The organism is Ekhidna sp. ABH4_415 (genome assembly GCF_056161305.1).
Window position 1 is genome coordinate 151,125 of the sequence record NZ_JBSWYW010000004.1, and the last position, 11,751, is coordinate 162,875.

At 40.2% G+C, this 11,751-nt stretch carries 11 protein-coding genes; 6 read left to right on the forward strand and 5 right to left on the reverse strand.

Going from position 1 to position 11,751, the window contains the following annotated elements:
* Nucleotides 1-172: 172 nt before the first annotated feature.
* Nucleotides 173-640 (forward strand): tetratricopeptide repeat protein, encoded by a 468-nt coding sequence (locus ACXAH9_RS07960; protein ID WP_474894332.1) that lies wholly within the window; start codon nt 173-175, stop codon nt 638-640.
* A gap of 8 nt (nt 641-648) precedes the next feature.
* Here the strand turns inward: ACXAH9_RS07960 and ACXAH9_RS07965 are convergent, their stop codons facing one another.
* The 4 genes from ACXAH9_RS07965 to ACXAH9_RS07980 form a co-directional block, all read right to left on the reverse strand.
* Nucleotides 649-1,416, reverse strand: a complete 768-nt coding sequence (locus tag ACXAH9_RS07965; RefSeq protein WP_474894333.1) for an SOS response-associated peptidase — start codon at nt 1,414-1,416, stop codon at nt 649-651.
* Between the two features lie 4 nt (nt 1,417-1,420).
* Entirely contained in the window at nt 1,421-1,726 is a 306-nt protein-coding gene (locus ACXAH9_RS07970; protein ID WP_474894334.1) for a hypothetical protein, read from the reverse strand.
* 118 nt (nt 1,727-1,844) lie between these two features.
* Nucleotides 1,845-2,060, reverse strand: a complete 216-nt coding sequence (locus ACXAH9_RS07975) for a transporter associated domain-containing protein (protein ID WP_474894335.1) — start codon at nt 2,058-2,060, stop codon at nt 1,845-1,847.
* Nucleotides 2,061-2,154: 94 nt separating this feature from the next.
* A complete protein-coding gene (locus ACXAH9_RS07980) occupies nt 2,155-2,787 on the reverse strand; it encodes a hypothetical protein (RefSeq protein ID WP_474894336.1) in 633 nt (210 codons plus the stop codon).
* A 179-nt stretch (nt 2,788-2,966) separates the two neighbouring features.
* On the opposite strand from ACXAH9_RS07980, the gene ACXAH9_RS07985 reads away from it, so the two are divergent.
* The 5 genes from ACXAH9_RS07985 to ACXAH9_RS08005 all read left to right on the forward strand — a co-directional run bounded on the left by ACXAH9_RS07985 (nt 2,967) and on the right by ACXAH9_RS08005 (nt 11,452).
* On the forward strand, nt 2,967-3,557 hold the full coding sequence (locus ACXAH9_RS07985) for an EF-hand domain-containing protein (protein WP_474894337.1): 591 nt from the start codon (nt 2,967-2,969) through the stop codon (nt 3,555-3,557).
* 184 nt (nt 3,558-3,741) lie between these two features.
* A complete protein-coding gene (locus ACXAH9_RS07990) occupies nt 3,742-5,745 on the forward strand; it encodes a tetratricopeptide repeat-containing sensor histidine kinase (protein ID WP_474894338.1) in 2,004 nt (667 codons plus the stop codon).
* Nucleotides 5,735-6,484, forward strand: coding sequence for a LytR/AlgR family response regulator transcription factor (locus ACXAH9_RS07995; protein WP_474894339.1), 750 nt, complete (start codon nt 5,735-5,737; stop codon nt 6,482-6,484). The genes ACXAH9_RS07990 and ACXAH9_RS07995 overlap by 11 nt, the downstream gene beginning before the upstream one ends.
* Nucleotides 6,485-6,641: 157 nt before the next feature.
* Nucleotides 6,642-9,878: a T9SS type A sorting domain-containing protein gene (locus tag ACXAH9_RS08000; protein ID WP_474894340.1), complete on the forward strand. Its 3,237-nt coding sequence runs from the start codon at nt 6,642-6,644 to the stop codon at nt 9,876-9,878.
* Between the two features lie 221 nt (nt 9,879-10,099).
* Nucleotides 10,100-11,452, forward strand: a complete 1,353-nt coding sequence (locus ACXAH9_RS08005; RefSeq protein WP_474894341.1) for a transglutaminase-like domain-containing protein — start codon at nt 10,100-10,102, stop codon at nt 11,450-11,452.
* Nucleotides 11,453-11,459: 7 nt separating this feature from the next.
* Here the strand turns inward: ACXAH9_RS08005 and ACXAH9_RS08010 are convergent, their stop codons facing one another.
* The gene (locus ACXAH9_RS08010; RefSeq protein ID WP_474894342.1) at nt 11,460-11,723 is read right to left on the reverse strand and encodes a hypothetical protein; all 264 of its coding nucleotides are present in this window, start codon (nt 11,721-11,723) and stop codon (nt 11,460-11,462) included.
* Nucleotides 11,724-11,751: the final 28 nt, after the last annotated feature.

Below are 11,751 nucleotides of genomic sequence, written 5' to 3' on the forward strand. Positions count from 1 at the left end.
CATTCGATTGAGAATTAGGTTGCAGTTAGAATAAAAAAATGATGATTTGACTAAAGTCTATGAACCAATTCGCCTTAAAAACAGCTCAAATTGCCAGCATTATATCAATGATTTTGCATGTGAGTTCTGTATTTGAATAAAGTAATATCTTAGGTTTGGAATTGTATTCACCATGAAGAAGAAAAAGAACTTAGTATTTCTTATCGCAATGCTATTTGTTGCATTTGCCTCTTTTTCGCAAGTCAATAAACGACAAGCAATATTAATCTCACGAGTAGGTGATGATTATTTTAAGCATGATGAATACATACAAGCCCTACGTTATTATCAGGTAGCCTTTGATGAATATCCGGAATATGTAAAAGCGCAGTTTCAAATGGCTGAATGTTTTCGGTTGACAGAACAGTATGATAGTGCTTCCTATCATTACAAATCAATCGTAATGAATGGGCAGGATTTTCGATATCCGCTGAGTCGATATCATCTTGCAATGATCCACCGCCAGAACGGAGAATCAGACTCAGCAATCGTCAATCTCAAAGCATTCCAACGCTTATTGCTTGCCAATGATCAGCATGATCATAAAAAGTTTAGGGATTACTATCAAAAAGCATCCGATGAAATCAAAAAAATGCAATAACCCACTCCTTAGAACAACCCACCCTGTACTTCCTCCAGCTTGGGGTAATACTTGCGTTGCTGCACTTCAGGAACATTGCCGGGGTACTTCCGGTTGAGCTTTTTATTGTCTTTGATTGGATGGCAAGGGTAATACTCCAATAATCCATCTGATAAGGGCTGTATGATCTCAGCAGCATCTTCTGGAGAGCCATGCAACCATACCTCATCATGTGCTTTAGGTACGATGAAGATCATCCGGGAGTCAGGAGAATAAGCAGGCTCATTATGCACCCAGGCCATCTCCTTATTGGCCGGACCGGTGACCAGCGTCACCGTATCAACTGGAATACCATCCTTAGGATCTTCGAACGTCTGCCACAAACCTCCTACCAGAAAGGGCTCATCACTTTTCAGCCGTACATAGTGTGGATACGCTATGCCATCTTTCTTATGATGATCAAAGAAACCATCCAGCATCACCAGACACCTGCGCGTTTTAGCAGACTTGGAGTAGATGCTGGATGACTTAAATATCTTATCATCCCGTGCATTGAGTGTGTTCATAAGTCGCCCGTTGATCTGCGGTGCGTAGACAAACGGCACGAAAGCCCAATGATGCAGGTTTACCTTGTCGGGCTGCTCATTGGTGATGACCGGAAGGTCTGGCTCGTCAAACCCATTGAGGTGATACATCGCCGGGTATTTGATCTTCACCTGCTCCCACATATCGGTATCGCCGTAGCGCTGAGCATAATGTTTGGCCTTCTTGGCCATGGTGGCCGCATCATAGCACATGGTTTCAGAGAGTTAGTTCCCTTCTAATTTCGGGAAATTTCTGGAAAAACTGCTTCGCCTGTTCATCCGTCCGAAAGGTAGTGGTATACTCACCTAACTCATGTTTGATGTGTAGCTCCATAAATGCATACATGTGCCCCTTGGTCAGATCCTTCAGTAGTGCCTCTTCGATGCTGTAGTCTTGATCATACAGCCGTTTCAACGGTTCATACTCAATGGGAAACAGGGTCTGCCGTTCCTTATAGAGCTTAGTCACCCGTCTCATCCATTCCTCTTCATTCAATCCTTCGCTTTTTCTGGTTATTCTCATTTTACTAATATTTTTAGTAAAAGTAAAGAAGGACAAGAAAGTTGCAAAGCAAATTCTTACGAAAAAAAGAGAATAGTTGTAGCAGTCAAAAGGATAAAATTTCTAGCAGGTATGTTTTTTAGTCTAAATCATCCGTAGGCTTTATGACCACTATTTCAGCTTTCTTTACTCTTATACCATCTACCTCCAGAATAGTTACCTGGGTTTCATCATCTAACTGCAGGTTACTCCCCTTCTCCAGCTTATGACCTACTTTTTCAACGATCAAACCTGACAAGGTATTCGAGTATTCTGAATCAAGATTCGTCCCTATCTCTTCATTGATTTCATCCAAAGTTGCTATTTAAGTTACTAAAAAATCCGACCAATAGAACCTCCCTGATACATGGTAAATCAAATATTTGGCAGGAAGAATTACAGGGAGTTATTCAGTACTTCAGTACCCACGCATTACCAGTGAAGTTCGTATATGCATTTAATGCAGACTCTGCTTGCCCCCAGCTATCATAGTCAGCGACAGATACCCCGTGAAATGGCAGCTCATTGTAATTATGCTGCACAAGCTTGACGCTGGTTCCGTCTTTCGAAAGCTTTTTCGCATAGTCCATCGCCAGGTCATCGTCAATGCTGCTGGAAATAATCACATAAAAACGGCCCGTCGGCGAAGTAATGGTTTCAATTACCCCCGCTTCCCTCCTGGCCTCTCGTGCTGCTATCTCATCTAGTTTTTCATTGACCGAGGTGAGTCGGTTTTGTGGGTGTGCCTGATTAGGAAAAAGGGATAAGGCATCTGAATAGAGCGAACGTGCAGACTCCCAGTCTTCCTGATCAAATGCGGCATCTGCATCCGTGATGAGTTGATCATATCGTGCTTTCTTTCTGGCTGCATCTTCCTGTCGTTTTTGCTCCGCCTCTGCTTCCGCTATAGCCGCCAGACGGGCTTGCTCTTTAGCTTCCTGTTCGGGTTTGTAAAATCCAAAATACCAGGCACCTAATGATCCGGCGAGTACCAGTATGATGATTACTATAACTACTGCTGTCCTATTACTTTGAGCACTCATTACCTAATTGATGTTTGGATTAAAGGTAATCAAAAGTGTCAGATTGCCATTTGCTATACACCACTTTAAAGTATCGAACGACAGCTGTGATCCCGTAGTGGCCTATTTTTAGCTGTTTAACTAAAAAGACCTGAAGGTTTGATTACTCTTTGGTACATTAGACATATAAATCATCGACCGTGCTACTTGAAGACACCATAAGAAAGTGGATTTTCTTTTTCTACGTACTGGACAGCAATAGAGATGGCGTACTGGAGCCCAGAGATTTTGATGAGCTGCTGGATCGCCTCTATGACTGTAGAAAAGGCCTTTTCAATAATGCAGAGAAGAATTACCTGAGATATATGACCATCAAGAATTTTGACCGACTCTTAATGGAGTCAGATGGAAAAGGTCGAAAAATCACCGTTCATGAATGGGTTCGTATTATCAAGCGCTCAAATGAGGGCACAGAAAAATCTTATTTCATTAGATGGTTTTCTGCATCAGCCGTAAGATTTCTGTTTGACCTTTGCGATCACAACAAAGATGGATTCATAGATTTTGATGAATTTGAAAGTCTCTATAGCATTCTCGGGCTCAAACGAGGGAATATCATTAATGCCTTTAAACAACTGGACGTCAACCGGGATGGCCGACTGAGCAAAATAGAGATGTATGATGCAATCAGCGGGTTTTTCTCTGACAGTAATGCCACTGTTAACCTTAATGTTTTTGGTCAGCACCAAACACTCAGTGAGGATTATGTCCAGAAGATGATCGCTGCTTAAACCGATTGATTTTTTGCCATAAGCTCCACTAATAACTCACCAAAAGCTGCCATCCACTAAAATGGGACGTGAGTTACTCATTCTACTTAAAGGATTTCTCAAAAAGGCATCATCTTGTGTAATAATGTTGTTTTATAAAAAAAATCATGAATTTAGGTGGTCTATTTGAGCACCATTGCTAAACATGCCTAAATACAACTATTTACTCTACTTCATACTTGGCATCACCCTTTCGATAACTTTTCAGGTTAATGCACAATCGAATATTGATCGTCTAGAGCAATTGCTAAAGATTGAGTTAGACGAACATCGTCGATTAAAAATCGAAATTGAATTGCTGAATTTATACCTCGAGTTTCAGCCCAAGCGAGTCCCAGACCTGATCCAGCAAATTGAATCCAAGATAGATGAAGATTCAGATCCGGAGACCTCTATATCATTTCTTCTGGCTAAGGGTATACACCTAAGAAATAAAGGCGAATTCAATGAAGCAAAATCTGTCGCTCAGCAGGCATTTCCTCTTGCCTCAATACATGAGGATTCCCTTTATTTCCTCGCTAAACTTTACAATACCCTGGGAGCCATTTTCGATGAAGAAAGTAAAGTCCAAACAGCTATAGAGTATCACTTGAAAGCCTTACGCTACGCAGAGGCATATAAAGATCCGGATCTTATGGCCACCATTCTCGCAGGACTTGGAAGAGCATATATGTTTTTATCAGAATATGCCACAGCCAAGGATTATTATCAGAAAGCCATTCTTCTCAAAGAACAAAGTAATCATTTGGATTATCAATTGGCCATTTATTATACGAATATCAGCAGCTGTTTCGATGCAGACGAAAACTATGACAGCTCCTTATTCTACCTCGATAAAGCAATCAGACTTAATCAAAAGTTTGATCATTACCTGAGGCTTATTACTGCCTTCAATAATAAAGCCTACACCATGTTATTAATGAAAAGGCTTCCTGAAGCGGAAATGAATGTACGTCGGGCACTCTCACTCGCCGACTCGCTCAATGAGGAAATAGAGGCTATGTATCCCTACAGTACTTATGCAGAGATCATGTTTGCTCAAAACAGGTACCAGGAAGCTGAAAGAATGATGGAAAAATCCATCGACTTAAGTAAAAAATACAATGACCTATATCTGGCTCAATACAACCTTGATCTTCTTTATAACATCCATTATCAAAACGGTGATTACAAAAAGGCATTGGATTACTTCCGTGAAAAAGCAATTGTAAATGACAGCATTTACAATCTGGAAAGTCGCCAGGCAATCGAGAAATTGGCGTTGGAATATGAAACGGAGAAAAAGAACAAATCCATCGAATTACTTAATAAGGAAAACGAGATTAAAGCCATTGCACTAAGGAAAAGCAACCAGTTACAAATTACCTTTTTTGCGGCTTCATTACTATTGCTGACAGTGGTGGGTCTTCTCTGGTCTCGTCATAAAAACAAAATAAAAACCGACAAGATTATAAAAGAAGCCATGCAACGCAGTTTTGAGAAGCAATTGGCAGATTCTGAATTGCAGACGCTTCGTGCACAGATGAATCCTCATTTTCTTTTCAATTGCCTCAATTCCATCAACAGTTTCATCATCAAAAATGAACAGGAGCAAGCCTCAGAGTACCTTGCTAAATTCAGCAAACTGATCCGGCAGGTTCTTCACAATTCAAAATCACCAAAGATTTCTCTATGCAATGAGCTTGAATCATTGAAGCTCTACATTGAGATAGAGGCACTACGATTCAACGGAAAATTTGAGTACGAAATAAATGTTGACCCGGAACTGGATGTGGATTACCTGGAGGTCCCTCCCATGATCTTACAGCCCTATGTGGAAAACAGCATCTGGCATGGGTTAATGCACAAAAAAGATGGTACGGGAGTTTTGCGAATTGCTATTGATAAAGAAGGACAAATGCTTGTATGCACAATCGTTGATAATGGGATAGGAAGAAAAGCTGCAAAGCAGATTCGAAGTAAGTCTGCGGTAAAAAATAAGTCTTATGGTATGAGTATCACGAAAGACAGGCTTAATCACATAAATCAAAAATTTAATGAATCAACGCATGTGGAGGTGGCAGACCTTGGAGATTGCCACGACAAAAGTTTGGGTACAAAAGTGACGCTAAGAATCATGATAGAAAATACTGTAGCATATGAAGATTAGAAGTGTGATACTAGATGATGAGTTGCATTGCATTGAAACACTTCAATGGCAGCTGGATAAGTATGCTCCTATCGTTGAAGTGATCCATACGTTTGAATCACCGCTCACTGCACTTGATTATATACAAGCTAACCCCATTGATTTACTGTTCTTAGATATTGAAATGCCTGAAATGAATGGATTTGAGTTGCTTCAGCAATGTTCTGATATACGTTTTGACGTGATTTTCACCACTGCATATGATGAATTTGCTGTTAAAGCATTCAAAGCCAGCGCGATCGATTACCTGCTAAAGCCTATCGATAAGAATGATCTTATCTCCGCGATTCAAAAAGTTCAAAAAGCCAAAAAAGCTCCCATTCAACCGGAGCAAATGGAGATCTTCTACCAGGCAATCAATCCACAAAAACCATTAAAGGAACGTATAGCTGTACCCACCCAGGAGGGGTTGTATTTCGTGAAAATCAAAGAGATTTTGTATTGCATTTCAGACAGCAATTACACCTACATACACCTGGACAATCAAAAGAAAATCCTGGTAAGCAGGACATTGAAAGAAATTGAAGCCATGCTGGCAGATGAAGGTTTTCTTCGCATACACAATTCAAACCTGATCAATTTGTCAAAGATTGAAAAGTACATGCGCGGGGATGGTGGTTTTGTGATCATGGATGATCAAAAAGCCTTGAGTGTAAGTAGAAGTCGAAAAGACGCACTGCTCCAATACTTTGGACATTAATGATGGAATTTCACCAACTGTCCAGTCTATGTGTCAATTACTCAAAGAAACCTGTCAACCACTAAGTTCGAGTGGGAATCGATTCCAGGGTAGCAATATTTGAAGAAAGATAGCTGAAGACAACAGCCTGACTTTTATTCATTTAAACTGCCTTGATATGAAACGATTACGATTTATATTTCTTGCCCTCACCTTCGGGTTCACTCATTATGGTTTTGCTCAAACTACTGCTATTCCCGATGCTAATTTTGAACAGGCACTCATCGACCTGGGTATTGATAGCAATGGACTTACCGGTGATATCCTGAATAGCGATGCTGAAGCTGTTACGGGATTATTAAACGTATCTGGTAAAAGTATTTCTGATCTTGCTGGTATTGAGGCTTTTACAGAAATAACGACCTTATATTGTTATACCAATCAGTTAACAAATTTAGATGTAAGTCAAAATACCAAACTACTTGTTCTCAACTGTCGGTCAAATCAAATTACCAGTCTTGATCTATCGACTAATGCATTGCTCCGGGATTTGAATGCCCAGTCAAATGATCTTTCTTCCATAGATGTAACCAACAATCCTAACTTGACCTCACTCAATCTCAACAGCAATAGTCTGACCGCTTTAGATGTAACACAAAATACTGATCTAAAAGTACTTTCACTCCAGTCAAACCAACTAACAGGGTTGGACATTTCTCAAAATACAGAATTGGAAACCATTCAACTTGCTGTTAATCAGGTCACGAGTTTGGACGTGAGCCAGAATGTCAACCTGATTAATCTGTATTGCCGAAATAACCAGTTGACCCAAATTGACGTAAGTCAGAACCTAAATCTACTTCGGATTACAATAAATAATAATCAGTTAAGCCAATTAGACGTTTCTAACAACACTCTGCTTACTAACCTTACATGTAACAATAACAACTTCACTCAACTTGATCTCAGCAATAACTCTGCACTTGAACGACTATATGCGTATAACAATGATCTGGTATTACTAGATCTAAAAAACGGAAATAATACAACAATAACTGACATGGATGTCACGGGTAATCCCAGCTTATCCTGTATACAAGTAGATGATGTCGCTTACAGTAAAGATAACTGGACTGATATCGATGCAGGTGCTTTTTTCAGCGAAAATTGTAGTGTATTTGTTCCTGATGACAATTTCGAGCAGGCGCTGATTGACCTGGGATATGATAGCGGACCGTTAGACGATTATGTCCCTCTTGGCAATGTCATTTCAATAACGAGCTTAGATGTTTCTAACCTTAGTATTGCGGATATGACAGGTATAGAGGATTTTATTTCTCTAGAAGTATTATCATGTCAGAATAACCAAATTTCTAGTATTGATGTAAGTCAAAATACCCTGCTTACACAATTAAATTGTGCAAACAATTCGCTCATCGATTTGAATGTCAAAAATGGGAATAACATCAATTTTACTTCATTTGATGCCACAGGGAACCCAGGACTTGTTTGCATTCAGGTAGATGATGCCATATGGAGTGCCAATAACTGGACTAGTATAGATGGAACAAGCAGCTTTAGTGCGGATTGTTCTTTATTTGGAATAACTACACACGTTCCAGATGATAATTTTGAACAAGAACTCATCAATTTAGGGTACGACGATATCCTTGATGACGAGGTAGCTACAGCCAATATCAATTCAGTGACCAGTCTTAGTTTGCTGAATAAAAATATATCTGATCTAACAGGAATTGAAGATTTCACCTCTTTGACCACACTAATCTGTACGAATAATAACCTTTCGAGTCTTGATGTGTCCAATAGCCCATTGCTGAAGACCTTGTTTTGCACGGGTAATGAACTCTCGAATCTGGATCTATCCAACAATACTGAACTAACAAACCTTCAATGTGGCAGTAACAATCTTACTACTCTGGATGTTTCCCAAAACGTTAAACTAATCGGTCTGTCGGTAGATGCTAATCTGCTCACAACCCTGAATGTCTCAAATAATCCTGACTTAACTACACTAGCGTGCCAAAACAATGCGCTTACAACACTTGATATTTCTTCAAACCCTTCCATTACTACTTTGTATTGTTACAGCAATAGTTTAATCAGACTTAATGTCAAAAATGGAAACAACACCAATTTCAATTTTTTTAATGCCTCGAATAATCCTGACCTAACCTGTATTGAAGTAGACGATGCTACCTACAGTACTACTAACTGGACTGATATAGATCTACAAACCAGCTTTAGTGAGGACTGTCAATTCGATGATGACGGTGATGGTGTCACGAATGAACAAGAAGCACTAGATGGAACTGACCCTCAAGATGGATGCCTCTATCTTACTGCAAATCAGACCATTGAAAATGTGTCGAGTGATTGGAATCTTCAGGATTGTGATTGCGATGGAATTACGAATGAAGATGAAATAATAGCTGGTGATTCTCCCCTGCCATCTCCTCCTTCAGGATCCAGTGATCAGGTATTCTGTCTTAGAGATAACCCAATTATTGCTGATCTTGTAGTGGCTGGCGAAGGAATAAAATGGTACGATGATTTTGAGAGCACTACCCCATTGGATGAACAATCCTTATTAACAGATGGTACATCCTACTTTGCCTCACAAACAGTAGGTAGTTGCTATGAAAGTAGCAGACTTGAAGTATACGTTACCTTAACCAATACAGAAGAACCTACAGGTTCAATCACTCAGAGTTTTTGTACTAACGATGAACCAGCCATTAGCGATCTTGTCGTGACAGGAAGCAATATCCTTTGGTACAATTCTGCAGAGGAAGATTCACCTCTGGCTACTACTACTTTCTTACAAAGCAGAAAATACTATGCTTCACAAACGGTTAATGACTGTGAAAGTGACAGACTCGAAGTTGAAGTTATTTTAAAAGATACTGAAAGGCCTACGGGTGAACAAAGACAAACCTTTTGTTTGACTGATGACCCCAAAGTAACTGATATAGACGTTATCGGAACAGATATTCTGTGGTATACATCTGAGACAGGAGAGACAGTCATCGATTCTCAATCTAATCTCGAAAATGGTACTTATTACGCGTCATCATCTATTGATGGATGTGAAAGCAACCGTTTAGCAGTTGAAGTAGTTGTTGAAGGATGCAATGAGGTTACCGGAACAGATTCAAATGAACACATTTCGTTCTACCCTACAGTAACTGATGGAGAGATCACCATTGAACTTAATAATCCATATACTAAAGTGGCTGTGGAGGTTTTTAGCCTACAGGGAAAAGTTGTAAAGACAACACAAACAATTTCCGGCAGTACGATTCAATTAAATATTCCAGGTCCATCTGGTATTTACGTGATTGAAATTCAAACAAGCCAACAGGACCGAAAGCTATTTAGAATTATAAAAAAATAATATCCATTCATTTAGAATCAGGTACAAGGCAGCTCCTCTGATTTTAGAGGACAATACGGCGGCTCAAGGAGTCGTCGTTTCTTTTATGATCTGATATTCCAGTACTAATCAAATACCTTATGTCAATCATAAATAATATTTGAACTTTAAATTCCACTATACATGGTAACCAAGAAAGGATTGTTTACTTTTCCTAAGTAAGCAAATCATACGCTGCTCCCATGAAAAGACTAAGTGTACGAATGATAGGCATCTGCTGTCTATCGCTCATCATTGCAGGGTGCAACCCTGCCGACAAAGAAAAACAACAATCAAAGCAAAATAAGATCAGCATCGAAGATGTAGATCGCGGCATCCGGGCACATATCGATAATGAGGTTGCTGAAAGTAATGGATACTTTCATTACGAAGGAGACACCTCATCTCTGGATCTAAAGCTGGTTCGCGTACATACAGAATACCTATCAGTACTAGGCCCAAATAAGTTCTTTGCATGTGTAGATCTGGCCACTGCTAACGGAGATGTATATGATGTAGATTTCTTTTTGAGTGGAACAGCTGACAGCATGGAGGTGACACGCACTAATCTGCATAAGCTCAATGGTAAACCATATTACACCTGGAAGCAGGCGAAAGATAAAACATGGTTCACCGTTCCAATTAAAAATGCATCCAACGATCTCCTTGGTGTCATCGAAGGGCAGGACGGGTTCACCTTTACGTACGAAGTGATTTTGCCACAAATCATAGAAAAAGGTAGGTTATGGATACCATTGGCACAAAGTGACCGATTTCAGCAAATAAATACCCGTGATATAAATAGCCCTGCAGACTACCAAATCATAAAGGAAGTAAAATTTGGTAACGAAATCTTTTTTATGGAATTGGCTCCCGAGCTAAGTAATAAGAAAATTACCATTACTTACGATTTGATTAGGGAAGAAAAAGGCCCTTACCGAGAGAATGATATAGACCTGGACTCATATCTGTCTGGCTCCCGCTTGATTCCAGTTACCGACAAATTTGCAACCATTGCCCAAGAGACCATCACTGAAAGGAATGCCAGCACCCCGCTAACGGAGGCCAGAGCTTTGTATGATTACATCATAGACAACATGCGATATGCCAAGCAAGGAACTTATGGAACCGGAGATGCCAATTATGCATGCGATAGCAAGTCAGGCAATTGCACAGAGTTTCACTCACTATTCATTGCTTTGGCACGATCGGTGGGTATCCCTGCACGTTTTGCTGTAGGGGCCTCTATACCTTCAGAAAGGAATGAAGGCGGAGTAAATGGCTATCACTGCTGGGCTGAGTTTTATGCAGAAGGCAAGTGGTGGCCGGTAGACATCAGCGAGGCAAACAAATACACACCATTAGCTACCTATTATTTCGGGCATCATCCTGCCAACAGAATAGAGTTGAGTAAAGGTAGGGATTTGGAATTTAGCCCTGGACCTACGTCCGGATCTGTCCCCTTCATGGCCTACCCCATTCTTGAGGTGAATGGGGAACCGACCAGTGTGAAGACCATTTTTTCATTTAAGAGAAAACAAAATACTTCCAGTTAAGGATAGCTTACTCACTATCACCAGTTGAAGTGCTATCAGATTTAGTTTCTTCTTCATCTCCGCTTGGATGCTCACCACTTGGGTGCTCTCCTCCATCTGTAGGGTGCTCCTCAGTTGCACTTTCTTCAGCTGGTTCAGCAGCTTCCTCTGTCTGATCCTCACCGCCTTCTGCCTGTTTTCCCCCAGTGCACGAAGCAATCGTGCTTGCTGTGAAAAGTATGGCTAATGCCATTGCTAGAACTGATTTTAAGGTTTTGGTTAGCTTTTTCATCGTTTACAATATTTGAATCATTTAATAA